Annotated in this window: 20 protein-coding genes and 1 other RNA gene; 11 read left to right on the forward strand and 10 right to left on the reverse strand. The window is 32.6% G+C overall.

Translation table 11 applies throughout. From position 1 onward, the window contains the following. Window positions 1-71 precede the first annotated feature (71 nt). The 5 genes from lpxD (at window position 72) to FLAK523_RS13360 (ending at window position 6055) form a co-directional block, all read left to right on the forward strand. Window positions 72-1070 (forward strand): UDP-3-O-(3-hydroxymyristoyl)glucosamine N-acyltransferase, encoded by a 999-nt coding sequence (lpxD, locus tag FLAK523_RS13340; protein WP_248904310.1) that lies wholly within the window; start codon window positions 72-74, stop codon window positions 1068-1070. A 165-nt stretch (window positions 1071-1235) separates the two neighbouring features. Continuing rightward, complete coding sequence (locus FLAK523_RS13345) at window positions 1236-2864, forward strand: acyl-CoA carboxylase subunit beta (RefSeq protein ID WP_248904312.1); 1629 nt, start codon at window positions 1236-1238, stop codon at window positions 2862-2864. Window positions 2865-3073: 209 nt separating this feature from the next. Further along, window positions 3074-4570 (forward strand): S41 family peptidase, encoded by a 1497-nt coding sequence (locus FLAK523_RS13350; protein WP_248904314.1) that lies wholly within the window; start codon window positions 3074-3076, stop codon window positions 4568-4570. Window positions 4571-4791: 221 nt separating this feature from the next. Then, a complete protein-coding gene (locus FLAK523_RS13355; protein WP_248904316.1) occupies window positions 4792-5421 on the forward strand; it encodes a hypothetical protein in 630 nt (209 codons plus the stop codon). 211 nt (window positions 5422-5632) lie between these two features. Beyond that, a complete protein-coding gene (locus tag FLAK523_RS13360) occupies window positions 5633-6055 on the forward strand; it encodes a DoxX family protein (RefSeq protein WP_248904318.1) in 423 nt (140 codons plus the stop codon). A gap of 49 nt (window positions 6056-6104) precedes the next feature. Here the strand turns inward: FLAK523_RS13360 and FLAK523_RS13365 are convergent, their stop codons facing one another. After that, complete coding sequence (locus FLAK523_RS13365; protein ID WP_248904320.1) at window positions 6105-7154, reverse strand: AMP-binding protein; 1050 nt, start codon at window positions 7152-7154, stop codon at window positions 6105-6107. A 33-nt stretch (window positions 7155-7187) separates the two neighbouring features. Further along, on the reverse strand, window positions 7188-8102 hold the full coding sequence (locus tag FLAK523_RS13370; RefSeq protein WP_248904322.1) for a CPBP family intramembrane glutamic endopeptidase: 915 nt from the start codon (window positions 8100-8102) through the stop codon (window positions 7188-7190). A 97-nt stretch (window positions 8103-8199) separates the two neighbouring features. Here FLAK523_RS13370 and arsC point away from each other — a divergent pair, with 97 nt between their 5' ends. Continuing rightward, entirely contained in the window at window positions 8200-8541 is a 342-nt protein-coding gene (gene arsC, locus FLAK523_RS13375; RefSeq protein ID WP_248904324.1) for an arsenate reductase (glutaredoxin), read from the forward strand. Window positions 8542-8634: 93 nt separating this feature from the next. Continuing rightward, on the forward strand, window positions 8635-11097 hold the full coding sequence (locus FLAK523_RS13380; protein ID WP_248904326.1) for a TonB-dependent receptor: 2463 nt from the start codon (window positions 8635-8637) through the stop codon (window positions 11095-11097). Window positions 11098-11151: 54 nt separating this feature from the next. Here the strand turns inward: FLAK523_RS13380 and FLAK523_RS13385 are convergent, their stop codons facing one another. Then, window positions 11152-11316, reverse strand: a complete 165-nt coding sequence (locus FLAK523_RS13385) for a hypothetical protein (protein ID WP_248904328.1) — start codon at window positions 11314-11316, stop codon at window positions 11152-11154. Between the two features lie 293 nt (window positions 11317-11609). Here FLAK523_RS13385 and fumC point away from each other — a divergent pair, with 293 nt between their 5' ends. Then, window positions 11610-13007 carry a class II fumarate hydratase gene (gene fumC / locus FLAK523_RS13390; protein ID WP_248904330.1) on the forward strand — a complete coding sequence of 466 codons (1398 nt, stop codon included), beginning with the start codon at window positions 11610-11612 and terminating at the stop codon, window positions 13005-13007. A gap of 125 nt (window positions 13008-13132) precedes the next feature. Here the strand turns inward: fumC and FLAK523_RS13395 are convergent, their stop codons facing one another. After that, window positions 13133-14335 (reverse strand): NAD(P)-dependent oxidoreductase, encoded by a 1203-nt coding sequence (locus tag FLAK523_RS13395; protein WP_248904332.1) that lies wholly within the window; start codon window positions 14333-14335, stop codon window positions 13133-13135. Window positions 14336-14586: 251 nt separating this feature from the next. On the opposite strand from FLAK523_RS13395, the gene FLAK523_RS13400 reads away from it, so the two are divergent. Together FLAK523_RS13400 and ssrA are read left to right on the forward strand one after the other, a co-directional pair. After that, complete coding sequence (locus FLAK523_RS13400) at window positions 14587-15780, forward strand: serine hydrolase (protein ID WP_248904334.1); 1194 nt, start codon at window positions 14587-14589, stop codon at window positions 15778-15780. A 108-nt stretch (window positions 15781-15888) separates the two neighbouring features. Further along, window positions 15889-16285: a transfer-messenger RNA gene (gene ssrA, locus FLAK523_RS13405) on the forward strand. 58 nt (window positions 16286-16343) lie between these two features. Here the strand turns inward: ssrA and FLAK523_RS13410 are convergent. After that, entirely contained in the window at window positions 16344-16814 is a 471-nt protein-coding gene (locus tag FLAK523_RS13410) for an OsmC family protein (RefSeq protein ID WP_248904336.1), read from the reverse strand. Window positions 16815-17021: 207 nt separating this feature from the next. Between FLAK523_RS13410 and FLAK523_RS13415 the strand changes: the two genes are divergently transcribed. Continuing rightward, window positions 17022-17873, forward strand: a complete 852-nt coding sequence (locus FLAK523_RS13415; protein WP_248904338.1) for a DMT family transporter — start codon at window positions 17022-17024, stop codon at window positions 17871-17873. Between the two features lie 239 nt (window positions 17874-18112). On the opposite strand, the gene FLAK523_RS13420 is transcribed toward FLAK523_RS13415, so the two are convergent. The 5 genes from FLAK523_RS13420 to FLAK523_RS13440 form a co-directional block, all read right to left on the reverse strand. Beyond that, on the reverse strand, window positions 18113-20761 hold the full coding sequence (locus FLAK523_RS13420; RefSeq protein WP_248904340.1) for a hypothetical protein: 2649 nt from the start codon (window positions 20759-20761) through the stop codon (window positions 18113-18115). A gap of 3 nt (window positions 20762-20764) precedes the next feature. Then, window positions 20765-21235 (reverse strand): DUF4402 domain-containing protein, encoded by a 471-nt coding sequence (locus FLAK523_RS13425; protein WP_248904341.1) that lies wholly within the window; start codon window positions 21233-21235, stop codon window positions 20765-20767. 70 nt (window positions 21236-21305) lie between these two features. After that, window positions 21306-22133 carry a molecular chaperone gene (locus FLAK523_RS13430; RefSeq protein WP_248904342.1) on the reverse strand — a complete coding sequence of 276 codons (828 nt, stop codon included), beginning with the start codon at window positions 22131-22133 and terminating at the stop codon, window positions 21306-21308. Between the two features lie 100 nt (window positions 22134-22233). Continuing rightward, window positions 22234-22770: a DUF4402 domain-containing protein gene (locus FLAK523_RS13435; protein ID WP_248904343.1), complete on the reverse strand. Its 537-nt coding sequence runs from the start codon at window positions 22768-22770 to the stop codon at window positions 22234-22236. Window positions 22771-23331: 561 nt separating this feature from the next. After that, complete coding sequence (locus tag FLAK523_RS13440; RefSeq protein WP_248904344.1) at window positions 23332-23889, reverse strand: DUF4402 domain-containing protein; 558 nt, start codon at window positions 23887-23889, stop codon at window positions 23332-23334. Window positions 23890-24449 lie beyond the last annotated feature (560 nt).

Below are 24449 nucleotides of genomic sequence, written 5' to 3' on the forward strand. Positions count from 1 at the left end.
TTAAAATATTAGGAATTACAACACTAAATTGTTTTATTTGACTTCCATAATGTAACTAAACCAATTAATTAATGAAATCCTATTCAATCCAAGAAATAAATGATATTCTGAAAGGAGTCATTGTAGGTAATACCATAAACAAGATTACCGCACCAGAACAAATAGAAATTGCTTCCGATACTGAAATTACATTTATTGGTAACAAAAAATACGAAAAATTCTGGGCAACTTCTAAAGCTTGCGCTGCAGTTGTTAATGAAGATATCTCTATAGAACCAGGAGATAACAGGGTTTTTATAAAAGTTAAAAATGCGGATTTAGCTATGTCTCAAGTATTGGAACTTTATGCACCTCCTACACCTTTATTTAATGTAGCTATTCACCCAACAGCTGTTGTTGATGAAACAGCAATCATTTGTAATGGAGTGAAAATTGGTGCTGGTTGCTATATAGGTCCAAAAGTTATTATTGGAGATAATGCCGTACTATATCCTAATGTTACCATTCTTGATGAATGTAGCATAGGGAAAAACACAATTATTTGGTCAGGAGCAGTAGTTAGAGAGCGTTGCCATATAGGAAATGATTGTATAATTCATCCTAACGCTACTATTGGAGCAGATGGATTTGGTTTTCGTCCAGATCCAGAAAGAGGCTTGGTTAAAGTACCTCAAATAGGAAATGTAATCATCGGAAACGGTGTTGAAATTGGCGCTAATTCTTGTGTTGACAGAGGAAAATTCAGTTCTACCGTTTTAGGTGACGGATGTAAAATTGATAATTTAGTACAAATTGGTCATAACAGTAAACTGGGACGTTTTTGTATTATGGCAGGTCATAGTGGATTGGCTGGTTCAGTGACTTTAGGAAACGGAGTAATCATTGGCGGAAGCGCTTCTATTAAAGACCACGCAACCATAGGTGACGGAGCAATCGTAGGCGCAGGTTCTGGTGTTACTGGAGATATTGCAGCAGGAAAAACAATGCTTGGCTATCCTGCAATTGATGCGAGAGACGCACTCAGACAATGGGCTATTTTGAAAAGGCTCGTTAACGATTCTAAAAAATAACTTCGCTTTCACAACTAAATCAACAATAAAACAGTAGCTATCTACTGTTTTATTGTTGATATAACAATCCAAACATAAAAAACAGATTCTATTCTATCAATTACACTGAATATATTTCAGAAGATTTTGTATTTTAGCCGTCTATTTCTTCAAACACTATAACACATGGATTTAAGCTTCAATAAAAACGAAGATCACAATAAACTTTTACTTTCAGCTTTAAAACAAAAATTTGGGCAAGTAAAATTAGGCGGAGGCGAAAAACGCATCCAAAAATTGCATAACGAAGGTAAAATGACTGCCCGCGAGCGTATTGATTATTTACTTGATCCAAAAGCTAAAAGCATTGAAATTGGAGCTTTTGTAGGTGAAGGAATGTACAAAGAGCATGGCGGTTGTCCTTCTGGAGGAGTAATCGTAAAAATAGGTTATATTAGAGGAAAACAATGTATCGTAGTTGCAAATGACGCTACTGTAAAAGCAGGTGCCTGGTTCCCTATAACAGCAAAGAAAAACTTACGTGCGCAAGAAATTGCAATGGAAAATAGATTGCCTATTATTTATCTTGTAGATAGCGCTGGAGTTTACTTACCATTACAAGACGAAATATTCCCGGATAAAGAACATTTTGGACGTATTTTTAGAAATAATGCTCAAATGAGTAGTATGGGAATTACACAAATCTCTGCTATTATGGGAAGCTGTGTTGCTGGTGGAGCTTACCTACCTATTATGAGTGACGAAGCTATTATTGTTGATAAAACAGGAAGTATATTCCTGGCTGGAAGTTATTTGGTTAAAGCAGCCATTGGCGAAAGCATCGATAACGAAACATTGGGTGGAGCAACAACACATTGCGAAATATCAGGAGTTACAGATTACAAAGCCAAAGACGACAAAGACGCATTAGACAAAATAAAAAATATAGTTGATAAAATAGGTGATTTTGATAAAGCTGGATACAGCCGAATTAAAGCCGTAAAACCAGCCTTAGACGAAAAAGAATTATTTGGAGTTTTACCAAAAGCCAGAAACGAACAATATGATATGATGGAAATCATCAATCGTCTTGTTGATAATTCTGAGTTCGAAGCTTATAAGGACGGCTATGGCCAAACGATTTTAACAGGTTATGCCCGTATTGACGGTTGGGCTGTTGGAATTGTTGCTAACCAAAGAAAAGTGGTAAAAACTAAAACTGGAGAAATGCAATTTGGCGGTGTTATCTATTCTGATAGTGCTGATAAAGCCACACGATTTATAGCAAATTGTAATCAGAAAAAAATACCATTGGTATTCATTCAAGATGTTACCGGATTTATGGTGGGTTCAAAATCAGAACAAGGCGGAATCATAAAAGATGGTGCCAAAATGGTTAATGCCCTTAGTAATTCAGTAGTTCCAAAATTTACAGTGATTGTTGGTAATTCATATGGTGCCGGTAATTATGCGATGTGTGGAAAAGCATTTGATCCTAGATTGATTTTTGCCTGGCCAAGTGCTGAACTTGCCGTAATGGGAGGAACACAAGCAGCAAAAGTATTGGCCCAAATAGAAGCTTCTTCGCTTAAATCTAAAGGAGAAATTGTTGATGAAGCTAAAGAAGCCGAATTATTCTCAAAAATAAAAGCGAGATACGACGAACAAGTTTCTCCGTATTATGCCGCTTCAAGATTATGGACTGATGCTATTATAGATCCTTTAGATACCAGAACTTGGATTTCTATGGGGATTGAAGCAGCAAATCACGCTCCTATTGAAAAGAAATTTAATCTAGGAGTGATTCAAGTATAAATTACATCCAAATAGTTTACAAATAGCAGGTTGTTCCTTTTACAGCCTGCTATTTTTTTTTATATTTATCGCATCCAATATAAAGGAGATCCTAAATCCTAATATTGTAACAATAAGTTAGTTTTGGAATTATGAAAAAATTCGTTTTTTTAGTTTTAGCAATAGTCTTTTTTGTACAATGTACATCTACAAAAAGGCATAATGAACATTTGAATAATTTAATTTCTGTACAAAATCTAAAAGCAGATGTTGATTTCACTTATAAAAAATTACAAAAACTGCACCCAAAACTTTATTGGTATATTAGTAAAGAAGAACTTGATTATAAGTTTGACAGTCTTAAAACCAGTATTACAAAGCCACTAACAAGTTTCGAGTTTTACAAAAAATTAAGTCCTGTGGTTTCGGCTGTAAAACAGGGACACATATCTATTTCTCCACCCACTAAGAAAAGGACGAAAAAAGAAAAAAAAGCCTTTATAAAAAAAGGTACAAGCCCATTCACACAATTTGATTTTGAAATTTTCAACGATAAATTGTATGTTGTAAAAAACAAATCATACGATGAAACTGTGAAAATTGGTTCAGAAGTTGAAGCGATCAATAATGAAAGTATTGACGACTTATTTAAGGAGTATGAAAAAGAATTCTCATCTGATGGTTACAATAAAACTTTTATTTCAAAAAAATTACCTGATTATTTCTCAGGCGCCTACACGCTAAAAAATGGATTTCAAGATAGTTTAAAATACAGTTTCAATTATAATGACGAACAAAGATTGGTGTCCATTATTAGAAAAGTAGTAGATACCACTAAACCAAAAAAAGAAATTAAAAAGAAACTCACTGCATTCGAGAAAGCTAAAAAGAAAGCAGACGATAGGGACAAAAACACTTTTGGTTACAATCCGGATACCAAAACAAACAATAGAAACCTGCGGTTTATAGAAAAAGACAACAGTATTGCCGTAATTAAAATTAGAAGTTTTTCAAACGGGAATTATAGACGGTTTTACGAGGAATCCTTCAGTAAAATTGATTATAATAATTCAAAAACATTGATTATTGATTTAAGAAATAATGGAGGAGGCAGACTTGCTGAAATAGCTGATTTATATTCCTATTTATCAGATTCCACTTTTGTCTTTTTAGATAAGTCAGAAGTAGCGTCAAAAACGAGTATGTTTAAAAGTAATCCGTTGACAGGATTGCCTTTTTTATTGAAATTTACCATACCTTTTTATTATCCATATATCTTTTTTGCAGTACATAAAAACAAAGAAGGAAGCTATGTTTACCCTACGGAAACAAAACCTCATAAAATAAAAAAAGATGCTTTTAAGGGAAACATATATGTCCTTATCAACGGAGGTAGTTTCTCTGCTTCAAGTATAATTTCTTCAAATTTAAAAGGTTCTAAAAGAGCTTTTTTTGTAGGTGAGGAAACTGGCGGTGCATATAATGGAACAGTCGCAGGAAGAATGACTGATATAAAACTTCCCAAAAGCGCTATTTCAATGAAGATAGGATTAATGCTTGTAGCGCCTTTTCATAAAACAGTAATTGATGGCCATGGTGTTTATCCCGACAAAGAAATAACACCAACACTTGAAGATCGAATAAAAGGAATTGATCCGGAAATGAATTGGATTTTAAATGAAATTAACTCCAACAAATCTGAAATTTCAAATACAATTGAAAAGTAAAAAAATAATATAATAAAGTAATAATTTTATACAATTTCTTTAACACTCCCTCTTAAATGATTCTTAATCATCGGGGCACAACTAGTTTTTTACGTACCTTTATATAGTATTCGACCTACTCCTAAGTCTTTACAAAAACCTATTTATCAGTTTATTAATATTTTTAGTTTAATTCATTTAAAAAGATTTTTCTTATTTAGATAATTTCAAATTAATATATAATGAAACAAATTTTACTTTTATACATAGGGCTGTCTTTTTTATTTACACAGCAAATTAAAGCACAAGTAAAGCCTGAAAAGATCACAAATCAGGATCCAAATAACCCGACTATAATTGAAGTGGGTTTTAATGTGTCATTACCCGTTCATATAGAAATGTATCGCTCACACAGACTTGCAATAGGTGCCAACTTAAGAATAGCAGAAAAGATTACATCAACTACAGAGTTTGGTTTTAGAGTCGAATATGATTATCGATTCACTAAAAAAAACCATCCGGAAGTACCTCCTGATAGTACAATAAAAGAAAGAGCACTATATAGAAATTTTAGTTTATTTAGCATTAAACCTAATATCCAATTTAATTTAAATTCAAATTGGAGCTTGGGAGCTGAATCCGGAATAGGTTATGCCCGTTCTGACGAAGACCCTAATATTGGACTTGGTTTTGTATCTGAATTTAACGGGCCAACTCCATTTGGTTGGTGTTCTGGGATATATGTTGGGAAATATTTAGTTAAAAACAAACTCAACATATCCTTATGTTTGACAAATTTCGTAGCACATGGACATGCAGAAAATACCCTTGGACTAAAATTTAATTATTGTTTTAATAAAAAGGGGAGTTAAAAAACAGACTTTCTGGAGAATTATTTAATAGATTAAAATCAAATCAGGATATTATTCAAAAACTCTTTTACTCAGAACTCTAACGAAGATATTAACTTTTTCAATACTAATGTTAAAATAAAGTTTACAACATCTTGTTTTTTTTATAAAAACAAGTCCTATTACCTTAAAAATCACTAACTTAGTATAGTAAACCCTAAACATAAGTGACATGAACAACGTGAAAAACTTAAATAAATGGGCCAATGCCCACACTTATTTATCAGTAGATTTATTGCGAATTGCTCTTGGTGTTTTTTTATTTATAAAAGGTATTTCTTTTATAACGAATATACAATATTTAGTAGAGCTCATTTCGCCAATTGATAAAATTGGCGGTGGAATGTTTCTCATACATTATATAGCACCCGCACATATGATAGGTGGTATTATGATTGTATTTGGGTTGCTTACCAGATGGGCAATAATAGCTCAATTACCAATTCTAATTGGAGCTGTTATCGTTAATTTTATGGGTGAAATGCATTCTGAAAATCTTATAATAGCACTTTTAACATTGGGATTATGTAGCTTTTTCTTATTCTATGGAAGCGGAAAAAACTCCGCTGATTATTATTTTAAATTAGAAAAATAAATAAAAGATAAAAGCCTCTTGAGTCTCAAGATGCTTTTATCTTTTAATTTTACAAAATACTGGCTAATACCTCTTTCCTTTTTATTTTACCATTCTCAGTTTCAATGAATTTAGAAACAAAAAACACTTCTTTTGGTTTTTCATACTTATCCAGCACTTCAAACACAGTTTTCTCCAGAGTATCATTCTCTCCTTCAATAATAAGCACTAATTTTTCGCCCAATTCATCATCTGGGATTCCAGCAACAAAAAATCTTGATTGAATTTTTGTCGAAAGCTTTTCTTCTATTTGCTCGGGAATTAGTTTGACGCCACCACTATTAACAAGGTTATCTATACGACCTAAAAAAAGGAATTGATTATCATTTATTATTTCGACCAAATCATTCGTTATGATTGGCTCTAATGAAATATTTGGCGCATTTATAACTAAACAGTTCTTGTCGTTTTGTGAAATCTGAATATTCGGCAGTAAACTAAATGCCTCCTCTCCTACTTTTTTAGCAGCAATATGTGTAATCGTTTCAGTCATTCCATAAGTTTCATAAACTTTTGAAGAAACATCCGAAAGCTTATTTTCCAATGATTTATTCATTTTAGCTCCACCAACAATTATTTTATTTACATTTTTCAATTCGGAAATCGAATTTTGAACTTGTAAAGGAACCATCGCTACAAAATCATACCATTTATTATTATTCAACAATGGAAATGAACTAGGAGAAATAACATCGATTTCCAGCCCTAGTATAATACTTCTCACGAGCATCATTTTTCCGGCTATATAATTTGTAGACAAACACAGTAAAGCTTTGTCACCTGGCTTTAATTCGAAAAAATCACCCGTTGCTAAAGCGGAATTTACCATAGCCTGTTTGCTAATTTGAATGATTTTAGGTTCGCTTGTAGTACCTGAAGTTTTTAAATTTATATGAGTTTTAGAATCAAACCAATCCAAAATAAACTTACCAGCTGCAATTTCAAACTCGGCTCCTTCCTTTATCAAAGAATTAGCTATAATACATAAATCAAATCGATTCATTTTATACCCATTCAGTTTAAAACGATTATGTACGTTCTCATAAGTTATCACTCTCATTATTATCGTTTTTTATTAATTGTATAATGTGTTCTATTCAATTTTACCAGTTAATTTTTCTTTCCAGTTAGACCAATTGTATTTTCTACTAAATATATAAATAAGAATTGGGTAAATTACTAATACAGGTAAAATAACATCTAATCCTGCCTTTGGTTCTGAGATATCTTTTAAAATAGAATGCGTTTGAAAAGCGGACCAATCTGAGGTAATTAACAAAGCTCCCACCAGATTATTAGCGGCATGAAAACCTAAAGCAAGCTCTATTCCTTCGTCCATTAAAGTGATAATCCCTAGAAACAATCCTGTCCCTATGTAATATATAAATATGATGTTTCCCATTTTAACTACTTCGGGATTAGACAAATGCATAGCACCAAAAATAACTGAAGTCATTAACAAAGGAAACCATTTGTTATTTACAAGATTAGCAAAACCCTGCATTAAATACCCTCTGAAAATGTATTCCTCCGTACTGGTTTGAATGGGGATCAAGAACACGCCTATTACAACTAATATGGCAAACGGAACAGGCTTAAAATTAACCACAAAATCAGCCGGATTAGAGTAATAAAATAACACTGTAGATATAATCGTAAATGCAGACCATACTGAAAAAGAGAAAAACACCCTGTTCCAATCTATTTTGGACCTTGATGTAGTTACAGATAACATCGTTTGATTATGTAAATAGCGAACCACAAAATAAATAGCAACTAAAGTAAACACAAATGAAATCAAAATTAAAAACAAAGTCAGATTTGGTTCAAAAAAACGCATCATCTCTGTTTCATTTGCTGGATACTGCTTTCCGTTTACAGCAGTTTCATAAAAAAAACCAGCCAAAATGGGGATCTGACCTATAAATGAAGCCGTCAAAATCAATACAATACCTACAATATATTTCCAAAACTTATTCTCTGGACTCACTCCTTGTTCTATAAACATCTTTTATAATTTAATTATATACCTAAATATAAGTTATCAAAAGCTATTTTTGTTACATCAAAGTCTATTTAAAATTAAAAATATAACAAACACACTAATGATACAAATATACCATAATCCACGTTGTGGAAAGTCAAGAAATTGCTTAGCTTTTATTGAAGATGCTGGCGAGTCATTTGAAATTATTAAATATCTGGAACAACCACCTACTTTTCAAGAAATGGTTTCCCTTTTGAAAAAATTAAATTTTAAGCCAATCGAATTGGTTAGACAAAAAGAAAGTATTTGGATCGAAAAATTCAAAAACCAGGAGATGACTGATGATGAAATCATTCAGGCTATGATAACCAACCCTATTCTTATTGAAAGGCCAATTGTAATAAAAGAAGACAAAGCCTTTATTGCCAGAGATCAAGAAAAACTCCGAGATCTATTGTAAGTAATTTTAATTATTTTAACAGATTTTTATGATTTCCTTTTTAAACCTATTTGGATTCAAACAGTCCAAGTTGGATAATTTAAACCCTAACTAATGCAAAAAAGAATGAAATTTGTCGTTACATTAACATTTCTATTTACTTTCCTGTGCAATTTTGCGCAATCTGGTCCACCAGCAAAAGAAAAAATTAGAATTACAGGAAAAGTAATTGATAAAATAAGCAACCAACCGCTAGAATACGCAACTATTACCTTAATAAATCCTAAAAACCCCAAAGCTATTGCCGGTGGGATCACTAATCCAAAAGGAGAATTTGATGTGGAAGCCTTTCCAGGTGTTTATTCCATCAAGATTGAATTTATTTCATTCAAACCAACAGAAATAAAACAACAGATTATTCAAAAAAGCATCAATTTAGGAACAATAGCTTTGGTTGAAGATGCACAGCTATTAAATGAAGTTGTAATTCGTGCCGAAAAATCTACTGTTGAAATAAAATTAGACAAAAAAGTCTATAACGTAGGGAATGACCTTATGGTAAAAGGAGGAACGGTAAGCGATGTATTAGACAATATCCCTTCAGTTTCAGTTGATGTGGAAGGTAAAGTAAGTCTTCGAGGTAACGAAAATGTAAAAGTACTTATAGACGGAAAACCATCAAACGCCATTAATATATCTGATGCACTTCGATTAATTCCTGCTGATGCAATTGAAAAAGTAGAGGTTATTACTAATCCATCCGCAAGATACGATGCTGAAGGTGGTGGAGGAATATTAAATATTATTCTAAAAAAAGGAAAAAATCAAGGTTTAAACGGAACAATAATAGCTTCTACTGGTTATCCTGACAACCATGGCTTAAGCGGTAGTTTTAATTATAAAGCTGAAAAATTTAATCTTTTCACAACTCAAGGATATAATTACAGGAACAGTCCTGGAAACGCCTTAACTAATTCAGAATACCTAAATCCTGATAATATCACTAGAAATTACGTTAACGAGTCAAGAGAAAACGACAGATACAGTAAAGGGTATAATGGAAGTTTTGGTATGGAATTATATTTAGATAAATCATCATCTTGGACTAACACTTTTAATTATAGAAAAAGTAACGGAGACAATATTGACGACGTATTTCAAAATTATTTCAATGCTAACAATGTTTATGATTATACCAGAAATCGTATTAATAGAGAAGATAGTGACAGTGAAAGCATAGACTTTTCTACTAACTACACTAAAAACTTTAAAAAGGAAGGTCACAAATTAACAATTGACGGTTCGTTTTCAACAAATGATGAAATAAACACAGCGCTAATTAATGATTCAGCTACAAATTCAAATCAACTAAAACTTGACGCTACCATTAATAATCAAGATCAAAACAGAAATTTAATCCAAATGGATTATGTTCTTCCATTTGGAAAAGGAAGCCAATTTGAAGCGGGTTATCGTGGTGATTTCACTAATCTAACAACTGATTATCAAGTTAAAAATGATGGTGTTTCTAATCCTAATTTCACTAATATTTTAGAATACAAAGAGGCAGTAAATGCATTCTACTCCCAGTATGGCTTTAAAGTCAATAAATTTTCAGCTCTTTTTGGTTTACGTTGGGAAGATTCAAATATTGACATTAATCAATTGGTTACAAGTGACTTTAACACAAAAAAGTACAACAATTTCTTCCCTAGTGCATTCTTTACCTATGAAATATCAGATAAAAGCAGCACATCTATAAGCTATAGTAAACGTATTCACAGACCTAGAGGGAGAATGATTAATCCATTCAACAACTTATCCAGCAACATTAATATCTTCGTAGGTAATCCTGATTTAAACCCTCAATTTACTGATGCCATAGATCTGGGTTACATCAAGCGTTGGGATAACCTAACATTTAATACTTCTGTATACGTAAACAAAACGACGGATGCTTTTCAGTTTGCTAGGAGAGAATCTGGTGATTTTGTAAACGGAATACCTATTATCATTAGTTCACCAATAAATTTAGCTACTGAATATAGAGCAGGTTTTGAATTTACATTAAATTATTCTCCTTATAAATGGTGGAAATTAAATGGAAACTTCAATTTCTTTAGAAATGAAACTCAAGGTGATTTTGTTTATACAAATTCAAGTAACGTCCTTATTACTCAAGATTTTGATAATGTTGCCACAACTTGGTCATCAAGAATAACATCCAAAATAAATTTACCTTATAAAATAGACTGGCAAACTAATGTTAGTTATAATGGACCTGAATCTAGTGCCCAAGGGAAACGTTTAGGGATTTTTGCTGCAAACTTAGCCTTTAGTAAAGACGTCTTAAAAGACAAAGGAACACTTTCATTCAACATCAGTGACGTATTTAACACTAGAAAAAGAATGATGGAAGCTAATATTCCTGGAATCGTTAATTCCTATTCTGAAATGCAATGGAGAGTGAGACAGTTCAGCCTTTCCTTCACTTACAGAATAAATAAGAAGAAAAACGAAAGGGAAAAACAACCTAAGAAAATGCAAAATGAAGGTGATAATGACTTTCAAGGATAAAAAAAAAGGACTCGTAAAACGGGTCCTTTTTTTATGTAAAAATCAAATTAACTTTTAAAGTGATTCTTCTTTCTTTGCTTTTCTTTCTTTGTACATTTCCCATAAAGCTCCGCCAATCCAATACTGAACGAAACCTACTAAGAAGAACATTAACCAAAATCCTATAGTAAGAATGGTTAAGAAAAGTAAAAAGCCTAAATACTGTGAAAATTCAAACATGTTTTCCGGAATTTTTGAATGTAGCCACAAATGTAGGTCTAATATTTTTTCTTGGCAATAAAAAACCAGTTCAATTTTAATTAAAAAGGAATTATTCGTAAATTTATGGAGCTATTTCCCGCTATCGTTACATTCTTATATGCCAGAAAAAGGCATATAAGGGTTTTCACTTCAAACGAAGTTCACTGAACACCAATGAAAATAGAAATCAAGTGAAGTAATCGGGGCTAAAAAAAGAGCACTAAAATAGCGCTCTTTCCCAAAAATATATTATCCTAATACATCCTTCTACAATGAAATACCGAATAGAAAAAGACACAATGGGTGAAGTACAAGTTCCCGCAGATAAATACTGGGGTGCACAAACTGAACGTTCCAGAAACAATTTCAAAATAGGTCCTACGGCATCAATGCCAAAGGAAATAATCAAAGGTTTTGCTTATTTAAAAAAAGCTGCAGCTTATACTAATTGTGATTTAGGTGTTTTAACAACCGAAAAGCGTGACGCCATTGCAGAGGTTTGTGACGAAATCCTGGCAGGAAAACTAGACGATCAATTTCCATTGGTAATTTGGCAAACCGGTTCCGGTACGCAAAGCAATATGAACGTAAATGAAGTAATTGCTAATCGGGCCCAAGTTTTAAAAGGCTTTGCAATAGGAGAAGGAGAACAATTTATTAAGGCTAATGATGATGTTAATAAATCACAGTCTTCAAACGACACTTTCCCAACAGGAATGCATATCGCAGCGTATAAAGTTATAGTAGAAAACACTATTCCAGCCATTGAAAAACTAAGAAATACATTAGATACAAAAGCAAACGAATATAAGAGTGTTGTAAAAATAGGCCGTACGCATCTTATGGATGCTACTCCCCTAACCTTGGGTCAGGAATTGTCCGGATATACAGCTCAATTAAACTATGGATTAAAAGCTTTAAAAAACACTTTAGCCCATTTATCAGAAATCGCTTTGGGAGGAACTGCAGTAGGTACAGGAATAAACACCCCTGAAGGCTACGACATAAAAGTAGCCGAATACATAGCAGAATTCACTGGATTGCCATTTATCACAGCCGAAAACAAATTTGAAGCCCTAGCTGCTCACGATGCCATAGTCGAAACACACGGTGCTTTAAAACAGCTGGCTGTTTCACTAAACAAAATTGCCAATGACATCCGAATGTTGGCTTCCGGACCCCGTTCTGGAATTGGAGAAATTATTATCCCCGAAAACGAACCTGGTTCCTCAATTATGCCTGGAAAAGTAAACCCAACACAATGCGAGGCGCTAACAATGGTTTGTGCTCAAGTGATGGGGAACGATGTGGCTATTACTGTTGGAGGAATGCAGGGTCACTATGAACTTAATGTATTCAAACCGTTAATGGCGGCTAACTTCTTGCAGTCGGCACGCTTGTTAGGCGATGCTTGTTTATCTTTTGAGGAACATTGTGCTCAAGGAATAGAACCAAACTACAAACGAATTAAAGAATTAGTTGATAACTCATTGATGTTAGTTACCGCTTTAAACACTAAAATAGGTTATTATAAATCAGCTGAGATTGCACAAACCGCTCACAAAAACGGAACAACTCTAAAAGAAGAAGCGATACGATTAGGATATCTAACTCCTGATGAATTTGACTCTTGGGTAAAACCAGAAGATATGGTAGGGAAGATAAAATAATTATGAGTTATGAGATAAAAACCCTGCAATGTTGCCATTGCAGGGTTTTCTATGTTTAAATTGAGTCTCATTTATTCGAAAAATTAAACTTTTGTCGAAGTCCACCTCCTATTTAATAACCTTAATTATTTCCCGTCTACATAATCTTGTAAATAACTGAATCTAGGAGTTAGCTTTCCTTTATCGGTCATTTTTGCTCTATCCAATATTCCGTCTTTATCGCCGTTAAAAAATGCTGGAATCACATACTCCATAAACATAAGCCCAAAACCTTCACTAGCATCTTTTGGCAACTCACAAGGCAAATTATCTACTGCCATAACCACAATTGCTGCAGGATGAAAAACATCCACTTCTTTATGCTCAGAAGGCAAATATCCGTATATTGGTTCTGCAATTGTTGAAGCTCTAAGTGTACAAGCAATAGGACCATCAATATCACAAGAAACATCTCCCACTACTTTTATTTTACAATCTTTAGATTGAAGCATTTCTCTAGTAAGAATTGCTGGTGCGTCATTTCCATAAAAATGTCCCGTAATTACAATATCCGAAACTTTTGAAAAACGTTCAAAATCAGAAACATATTCCGTTGGATTTTTATAAAAATCTTTAGTATCTAATACTCTTCCGTCTAACCTCTTGTTGTAATCTAAAACATCAAGCTGTGTATAAACTGGTTGCGCATAGTTTTTTGTAAGGAAATTATCAACAGAAACCTCTTTTATTTTTATAGCATCCAAAATTTCTTTTATACCATTCCCAACTTTTCCAGAACCCGTGATTGTAATTTTTATTGGGGGAAAAACAATACGCTTTAATTGCGAAATCAATTCCTCTCTTCCCGATAGAGTCTCCGCTTTTGGTAATTTGAATAATTCAAATTTTATTCCAAAGGCACGAATACTATTATAAGCACCAACAATACCTGCATACCTCCCAAAACCAATTAATCTGCGATTCTCAGCAGTTACAATAGTTTCATGGTCGTATAAATCAATTTTTTTATCAAGAACAGCCAGTAATAGTTTTCTGTTATAAGGTTGCTTCTTTATTGTATGTGAAAAAAAGAAATACGCTTTATCAGCAATTAAACTTTCAACAGGAACTTCTTTAACACCAAATAAAACATCACAGTCATTCATGTCTTCTGACACTTCAATACCTAAATTAGTATATTGCTCGTCAGTAAATATTCGAATATCAGAACTTTCCACTTTCACTGAAGCATCTTGATAAAGCGCTTTTAATTTGACCAATTCATCAGGTGAAAATACCACTCTTCTGTCCGGTGGACTCTTTCTTTCTTTTATAATTCCGAATTTCATATTTATTACTGCTATTTAATGTTTTGGCTTTATATAACTTTATACGCGATATTTGTTACAAATATAACATATTTAACTAAATTGTGATTCTTTTTAAAAAAATAATTGTTTTTAAAAACTATTAGATACTGACTCCCAAAAAATTACAACTATTCATTTCTAAAGTCGTAATAAAATGTTGTTAAGTTTTAAAAAAAATAGAACTCAAAAGAGATTGATTCTATATATTTGCGATAATAGTACCACCAAAAATGATTATTCTAAAAAAAACAAATATACTACAAATAATACTTCTATTGCTCGTGTTGGGGTCATGTAAAGATGAGACTAACTCTAAAGCAAAAGAGGAGAGTTTTGTAGAAGACACATTACCTAAAATGAAACCTTTAATAAAGGAGTCATCAATACCAACAACCGCATACATAAATTCTAAAAAAGCAGAGGTAACTTCTTTTTATAATAAAAAATGGCCAAATCAAAGTGCTAACGGAAGTTTTCTTGTTGCAAAGAATGGTCAAATTATTTATGAAAAATATGAAGGCTTCGCAAATTTTAGATCAAAAACAAAAATTACAACCAATACTCCATTGCATCTTGCGTCAGTAAGTAAAGTAATTACCGCTACGGCCATATTACTATTGATTGATGGAAAAAAAATAGATTTAAATCAAAAAATAAACACCATTTTAAAGGAGTTTCCTTATCCAGAAGTAACCATTAAAACATTATTGAATCACCGAAGCGGAATACGTAATTATTCTTATTTTACTGATAAAAAAGAAATTTGGGACAGACATGACATTCTTACCAATAAAGACATCCTGAATTTACTGGTTACCAAAGACATCGATTTAGAATTTAAAACCGATTCCCGATTTAGTTATTGCAACACGAATTACGCCATTTTGGCATTGGTAATTGAAAAAATCACCCAATTGTCTTTCAAGGAAGCTATGAGCGAGATGATTTTTAAACCACTGGGGATGAAAAATACCTATGTTTATGATTATGAGAAAGACAAGAAAACTGCTGTTCCATCTTATAAAGGAAACAAAGTCGAAATAGGGTTAGATCATTTAGATGCTATTTATGGTGACAAAAACATTTATTCGACACCCAGAGATTTATTAAAATTTGACCGTGCACGAAATTCAGCTGAATTTTTAAATCCAACACTTCTAAAACAAGTGTATCATGGTTATAGCAATGAACGCAAAGGAACTAAGAATTATGGTTTAGGTATCCGAATGATTAATTGGCCAACCGGACAAAATTTCTATTTCCACAACGGCTGGTGGCATGGTAACACATCGGCATTTATTACTTTACCAAAAGATCAGGTAACCATTATAGCGCTTTCTAATAAATTCACAAGAAAAACCTATGATGTACGCAAATTGGCTGTTTTGTTTGGTGACTATCCTTTTAAAATAGAGGATGATTAAAAAAGGTATGATATTTGTATAATAATATATAGAAAGTAGATGTCAGAGTTCGTTTAAAAAGGATATATTTGCCATCTCAAATTAATTTTTGAATTTTAAAATAAAAAAGGGGTCGACTGGTTTTGACAGCAAGTCGAATTGAGAAGTAAGCACGTCGAGCATTGAGACCTTGCTCGTAAATATAAGATCTTATCATTTTACACGGCGAAAATAACTACGCTTTAGCTGCATAATCCGAATTATAGTAAGATTAAGCCACGTTCCTATCAGATAGGAAAGCTGGATTCTCCTTGAAAGCCTTGGTTTGTGGCGGTCAGTCCAGGAGAACCGTAAAAATAAACCTAGATTTCCATAAGCTTCGGGTGGTTATCGAATTAAAGAAGATAAGTAGTGTGTGGCTGTTTCTGGCCTAGCCCACTATCGAAAATCTAATCAGGAAATAAACGCGTAGAAAGCCTTTTAGTTGCTTGTTTGGACCCGGGTTCGATTCCCGGCGACTCCACAAAAAAAAGAAACCTGTAGTTCATTGAACTACAGGTTTTTTTTAGTTTCTGACCAATAATTCAAACCACTTCACAACTAGGAAAATGTACAATAGGAAAATTACAGGAGTTGGCAATAAAACAGAGTTGATTTGCTTTTTTATGCAAGCATAATGCTTCAGCGATTTTTTCTGGCTGTGCTATGATAACTTTTGGATTTAAGCTCATTTCAATAAAACGGCCTCTACCATCCTCAAGAACTTCAAGAATTGCCTCAGCTTCATCAGTATAAGACACCACTTCGATTCCGTTTTGAGCACAAACATATAAATACGACATCATATGGCAAGAAACCACACTGCTTAACAATAAATCTTCTGGATTATAACATAGCGGGTCGCCTTTGAAAGCTTTGGCAGCTGAAACATTTAGAATTGCTTTTCCTTCTATGGCAATCGTATGGCTTTTAGTATATTTCTTTACGGCTGAATCAAGATCTTTTGTTTCAGAAAACCAATTCAATTTTGCTTTAAAAAAATGTTTAAAAGTCATTTCGTTTATTTTATTTCAAAAGTAATCAAAAACCACTACAAGAATTAATCTTATTTCAGTGTCGGCATCTCTATAAATTAGTTGAAAACGATTTTTCTGAAATACAGACTTCACTAGAAGAACTCTCTATTAATTTCAATCTAGGTTAAAACAAAATTTTTAAATAATAATTTTTGTAGTTTTACCAGCCAATTCCTGATTTATAAAGTGAAAAATAAGATACTCAATATACCGCCAATACCTGCTGTGCTCTTTGCAATAATAAGCGTACAGTCAGGAGCTGCCATTGCAAAAACACTCTTCCCTATGCTTGGAGCTGCTGCTACTGCAACGCTAAGAATAGGACTGTCCGCTATTATTCTTTTGGCTGTTTACAGACCTAACTTATTTAAAATCACAGCCATCCAATGGAAAATTGTAATCCCTTATGGTTTATCCTTGGGTGCAATGAATTTAATTTTTTATTTGGCTATAGAGCGTATTCCGATCGGGCTTGCTGTTACCCTGGAATTTATTGGCCCGTTATTAGTGGCTGTTTTGGGCTCAAAACGTTTACTGGATTATTTATGGGTACTTCTTGCCGCCTCGGGAATTGTTTTAATTGCACCTTGGTCAAATAACGGAATAGATTTAATTGGAGTACTGTTTGCTTTATTAGCAGGTGCGCTTTGGGCAGCTTATATTGTATTGGGAGGGAAAGTCTCTAAAATAATGAAAGGCGGTGAAGCAGTTGCCACAGGAATGCTCTTTGCTACTATACTAATACTCCCTTTTGGAATTTTAGGAAACGGCCTAAATAGCCTCACGCCAACATTCTTTTATTTAGGGATTGCTCTTGCCCTTTTGTCCAGTGCCATTCCATTTACACTAGAGATGAAAGCCCTAGGACAATTACCTTCCCGAACCTTCAGTATTTTAATGAGTTTAGAACCTGCCGCTGCTTCAATTTGTGCGTTACTTTTTTTACAAGAATACTTAACTGTAAATGAAGTTATAGCGGTTGTCTTTGTTGTAATCGCCTCGGTTGGATCAACGTTTACATCGAAATCTAATGTTTAATATTTTGCAAATTACTTTTAAGAATATAGAATATCTTTATCTATACCTTTTTTTACCATTTTAAAAGATTAAGATCGATTGCAAATACCTTCAAAAACCATCCAATACTAATCGACAGTCCCAATCATAAACTTAAAGCAGATGTTCTTCCTCTGCATATTTCCATATCCTTTCTATTGTGCTGGGGGAATAATAACCTCTTTTTTCCTCTTTTATTCAAGAATTAATTTAATGCGAGTCTAGTCTGGTTTGGCTTTTAAAACAAAGTCCATACCTTCAATAATATCACCATCTTCAGATACTTTAATTGTAAAGTTTCTACAGGCTGGTTCAGCAACAAAATTAAGATTAGAAAGTTGCTCTGAATCAATACAAGCGCGATACTCTCCAGGTTTAAGTCCTAGCAAGTAAATATATCCATCTGATTCAGAAAGTATTTCTTTAAAAACGGTATCGCTCCCTTTTTTGTATACTTTTATCAAAACACGACCTAGTCCTTTCAATAAATCACCTTTGTCTAAATAAACCATACCACTAATTTCTCCCATAGACTGAATAGGTACATCAATACGCTTAAATTGATTTGGATCAATCATCACTTGATAGAATTTATCTTTAAATCGCCATGCAATATTATCTAATTCGGTATCACTAAAGGTTAAGGTATAGTCATTAAATGCATTCAAATTTGGAATACGAACTATCAAATCTTTTTCATTAAAAATAGCTTGGCCTCCATTTACTTTAACATTATTTATTTTAACCAAATGTTCTCCTTTATCGAAAACTCCATTTTGATTTATATCTAAAAATGGATAAATTAAAATACCTCCTTTACCTACCGAAGAATTATTACTGGTGTAAACTTGGTTATGCCCACCAGCACCAAGTGCTAAACTTCCTTGAGCTCCCATAGAAGACACAACTTGATTCCTGCTTTGAGACAAACCAACATTTGTTCGCGCAAAAGGCAAATCATATTTGTAACTTACATTTAAAAAATGATCGTTACTAAGTATGTTTTTTTCGTAAGAGACTGCGTAATACCCTTTAGTGGTTCTTTTTTCAACCTCTCCCCTATAAGACAAAAACAAACCGTTTGTAGCGTTATAACGCGCTGAAGTACGCAAAACAATATTGCTTTTAAGTCGGTACGACAACGCTAAATCATTTGTAACAAATAGACTCTTCTCTCCTACCCAGTTCATTTGTGAAGAGGTATAGAAACTGAAGTTTTTATAGTAGGATGAAAAGAGAAAATTAGCAAAATTATAATCAAAATTTTCATACGCTAATTTGGAATAATCCATTTTTAAAAACCCGTTGATTTTTTTAAATTTAAAAGGAACTGATATTTTCGCTTTAAATTCTTCAGAAGCATTAAATACGGTAGCTACTTGCCCATCAACATAGTTTGCATAATCTAATTCCAGTAAAATATTTTTAGTTAAATAATAATTAAGCAATGCTCTACTTCTAACCCCATGTACATACTCGCCGTTTAATAACATTTTACTAAAAGGTTGAATAGTTGTTTTAAAAAACGGAAGAATTCCTCCATTAGGCAAAGTCGATACATATTCCATACCACCACCAACAGTTATAAAACGATTTAGTCCATAATTAAATTCTGCTTTCCCAAAACGACTTTGATTCCCATCTTCAATCATCCCTGCGGACAAACCATATTCAAACTCGTTTACAGCCATTACAGTATACGGCACGTTCATTACACGCTCCTCAACGCGTTCTTCGCCTAAAGGACCATAATATTTTAGCTTTAAAGTAGAAAATCCATAAACATTGGGTACATTAAAAACAAAGGCTCCAGAAGCATCTGCAGTGGTGAAATTAACAAGAACATTATTAATATACAGCTCAATAGTCCAGTTAGGTTCCGTAAAATCACTTATAACATAACTCCCTTTTGCTTTTCTAACTGAAGTTGATGAATTACGAATAGTTGCTCCAATTAATGGGGCATTAATAAAGGAATACATTGGAACGTTTATTTTTCCAACTTGCGCTTGTTTGATTATAGTTTTATCATTGTCTACCCATTGCCAATGATAACGTAACTGCCTGTTATCAAATTTAATTTTGTCATTATAGATCATGGAAAAGTTAGCTTCACCATACAATAATTCAGTCCCTACATTTAACCCTATTATATTTGTAGTTAATCCTTTCCATACTTGAAACGAAGAAGCTGACCAATCGATAGTTCCGAATTTAAATAGATGGTAATTACGATTTATAATAGTATCAACTATTTGTTCTCCTTTTAATTTAGAAATATTAGTTCTAATTTTATCGAGTCGCATTTGTTTTTCAACTGGAAGTTCAAAATTAGCTTTTAATTTTATAGTTAAAGATCGATAGTTAAAATCCATCTTAATACCAAAAACGGGTAAAAAAAGAGAGGATTCCATATACAATGCTCCTTCTTCTTTTAATAAACTCCCTTTTATTTTTACAATTCTGCCACCAACATTAATTGATTCATTAGCAAAATCGACAGAAAAAGGATATTGTTCTTTTCCAATAAAGCCTTCAAGATTCAGCCCATTAGAACCATAATTACAAGGGATTTTTAAAATACTAAATAATTCCTGAATATTTATATACAACAAATTTTTATCTGTATATAACACATCGATATCAAAACTACCCACACCCTCTATAGTAACTGTTACAGGAAAGCCATCTAGGTTTATTGGGTCAACTGTTTTTTCAATAGTATCAAAATCGTTAACTATGGCACTATAGCTATTAAACGAGGTAAGTAAAAAAGCAAAAAAAATTATTTTAATAAAAAAAATAAAATTTCTTCGCATAGTAAATCCTATCCAAGATGATTTTATGCAATAAAAACTATAATTAATCATTCTTTATTCCTGATTAAAAGTAATAAAGAAACTCCCTGTATACACTCCTGGTATTGAGCCACCAGGCACATCAAGCGTCCCTCCAACACGAAGAGGTGTAACAAAATTACAATCTGTATTAATAATAAATGTAGTACCATTTGGTCCCTTTTCAGTTGGACCTACGTGAAGGGTAAGATTACCTCCATCGCTACCGGATAAATTAACCGTGGGATCAAAACTGATATTTACACTTCTTCCCGCACACAATTTTAGTTCGAAAATTGCAGGTTGATAGGTAGGAGCCAGACTCAATAAAGTAATATTACCCGTGTTAGTTCTTGTACCGTCCCAACCCACGATAACACTCCCTCCGCCAGCCCCTACTGCAAAAGTACCAAAATGAAGTTGTTGCGTAGCCATCACAGTTATTGAACGTTGTGGTAAACTTGGTTGAGCATAAGAAAAATCACAGCACAAGATTAGTATAGCCATAACAACTAGTCCCTTGTAGTACCTTATATTTTTAAAGAAAATTTCCAAACTCAATTTAATAATAAATAAACTATTTAATTTCTAACTCATTTTCGGCGTAGACTACAGGCTTACCACCTCCATTACTTATGTAACTAACTTTAATTGTTCCTCTTGTCCAAACATTTCCAGATGAATTACCTAATCTTATCTTAATATTTCGCTTTTCAATATTAGTATACACTCCTACTCCATTAACCGCAGCAATTTCATATGCTTTACCAATAGAAGGAACAAAAGAAACACGTATATCACCGTATAGGGATATATTCCCTTTACGATGTATGTTTAAATTTAGAATGCGATTCGTTTTGTCAACTATTTCCAGTTTTAAATCTTCTAAAGCTGCCGTAACACTTACTTCACCTGTTCTAATAATTACTGGAATACTCATCCCAAATATTGGAATTATTTGCACACTTAAAGATTTAGAATCCTTAATAGTGTCTTTTTGGCCAAGTGCCGTATAATCTTTCTCAGATCTGAAGTACAAATGAGAACGGTATTCTCCAGCTGCCATTTCCGGTTTTCTTCTATATTGCAACATAATAACCTGTGCTTCCTGAGGAGCAAGAGTTACTTGTCGTGGAAAAATACGCAAGTAAGGATCCGCAAAAGGTTGCCCAGGCAATTCTTCAACAAGATCTACAAAACTACCATCTTCATTCATTTTCTTTTGAACAAATGAAACAGAATAGGTTGTGGTTTCAGTACCCATATTCACTAAACTCAGTGATTCTCTCTGTTTATTCCCCTCAAAAACCACTCTTGTAGGAGTAACAAGTAAATCACCTTGTGCTTTCGTTTTATAACTAAAACCCAAAACAATAATACACAGTAATAAAATCCTTTTTTTCATTGTTCTAATATTTACCATAAAGCCAAAAATAAAACATTCTTTCCAAAAAAAAAGGGGAAAACTATTTTGTTTTCCCCCTATAGTATTTTATAAAATAATTCTAGTTATAATCAACACTAACATTAAAAATTCCTGCGTAAACACCTCCTGCATCTAACGCAGTTACATTTAATGTTCCACCAACCTTAAAACTATCCTGACCTGATCCATTAAGAATACCTCTGAAAGCAATCGCTCCCGCAGTTGCAAAACTCGCAGTTATATTATCAATTGTCATTGTAGTTGTTCCGTCAGTCACAAAAATTTCACTAGGCAATGACACTAGGTAAAAGGTATCTTTAGTTCCTGTAACATTAAATGCAGCATTTGTAGCAGGAGGATTAACTAATGATTGTTGTAGAACACCTGTAAAAGTACGAGTAGCATCACTTGGATTAAGAATAACTGTCCCTGACCCAGGGGTTAAGATATTTATAGTTCCAAAATGTAAAGCAGAAGTTCGAGAAAGACCCATCGGTCTAATTAATTTTGCTCCAGCTGTAGTTCCTGTTACAGTTGCAATAGTCTGAGCAGATACATTCGATGCTAATGTTGTAAATACAAATACAACGAAAAGCAATAGTAGGTTTTTTTTCAATTTTAGTAGGTTTTAGTTTTGTTTGGGCAAATATGAATAAAAATATATTCAGATTGCAAGATTAAACAACAATTGACTGTAATAACAATAAAATCGACTAAACGCACATTTATTCGTTTAAATACACATACAAACAAGTTTTTCTAAATTTTTTGTTAATAACCTACGTATTTTTACTTGAGTATGATTTACAAGCTAAACAAAAACACTTAACTAACTTAAATCAATCGCTTTACTATTTATTACACCAATAATAATGGTAAGATGATAAATCCAATTCATTCAAAAAAATTGAATAAATGAAAAATTATAAAAAAATCCAAAATGAATTTTCTTATTTGTTTATCAAACAAGAAAATTCATTTTGGATTAATAAAAAACTATTTGGGAAAACTTGAAATTTTAAAATTATATAAATACTTTCATTTAAGAAGAAAACTATTTCTTAAAATCAAAATGTAGATTTGTTACACTTCTTAAGGATAAAGAAATAAATACCGCTTGAATTAAATTCAATTTGGTGAAAATAAGACAATAAAAAATCACACTTTAATATATTCCCTAATTATAATCTACCATTACAACATAAGTTCCTGAATACATTCCTGCTTCTTGATCAGAATCAATGTTTAATTTTCCGCCTAATCTAAAACTACTTGTTCCGTTATCGCTAAGCACCTGACTTAGACTATTATTTCCTTCGTTAATTAAAATGTCACCAGTAGTATTTACAAATCGTACTTTAAGATCATCGATAATCATTGTACTAGATCCTGACTCCGCTATTGTAATTGAAGAAGGTAAGGTAATTGAATAACTTTTATTATGTGTTCCGGAAATTTCAAAAATAGCATTAGATGGAGATTCTCCAATTGAAGAAGCAGAAACCCCCCCGTTAAAATCTCTCGAGGCATCACCAGTAGAAAGTACTACTGAACCACCTAATCCAACTTGTTTAGTACTAGTACCAAAATTTAAAGAATTTTTCTCCGAAAGTTTCATTGGAACAACTATACTTGCTCCTGCCGAAGCATTTACTGATGCCCCTGATTGCGCTTTAACATTCGATGATAAACCAACTGCAATAAATACCAATAAATATGTAAATAGATTCTTCATATTAAAGCTGATTATATTCTATACTAACTTTGATTGCAATTAATAAATTTTGTAGTAATCTTTTTTCCCTCACTAACAACATTCAAGACTTTCCACATCTTAAATCTACTCCTAATTAACGCTATATTGCAAATAAATCCGATTAAATACACTTATTTTATAATTTGATAATACTTATACTACATAGCAATGAATTTACCTATGTTTAATATATAACCGAAATGATTGTAAGAAGTATCCAAACACATTGGTAATCTTTTTAGAATTTGTGGTATTTAATTCAATTTGACAGTATAGAAGTAGTTTTCTTTTTTTCTATCAATCCAAAAGATTAGAATAAAATTAGATTAAATAATATTATAAAATAGTTAAAAATTTCATAATATTCTAAAATACAGATGCTTACAAACTAATACTGAATTCTACTTCATATGGAATTCAATAAAATTAAATTACAAAAAATCAGTATTTAATTATTAACCTCCATTAGAAAACAATAGAAAATATTAAGAATTCTGCTCCCGTATTGTAATAAAAAAAACACTTACTCCAATAAAAAG

The sequence above is a fragment of the Flavobacterium sp. K5-23 genome (assembly GCF_023278045.1).
In the GTDB taxonomy this organism is placed as follows: domain Bacteria; phylum Bacteroidota; class Bacteroidia; order Flavobacteriales; family Flavobacteriaceae; genus Flavobacterium.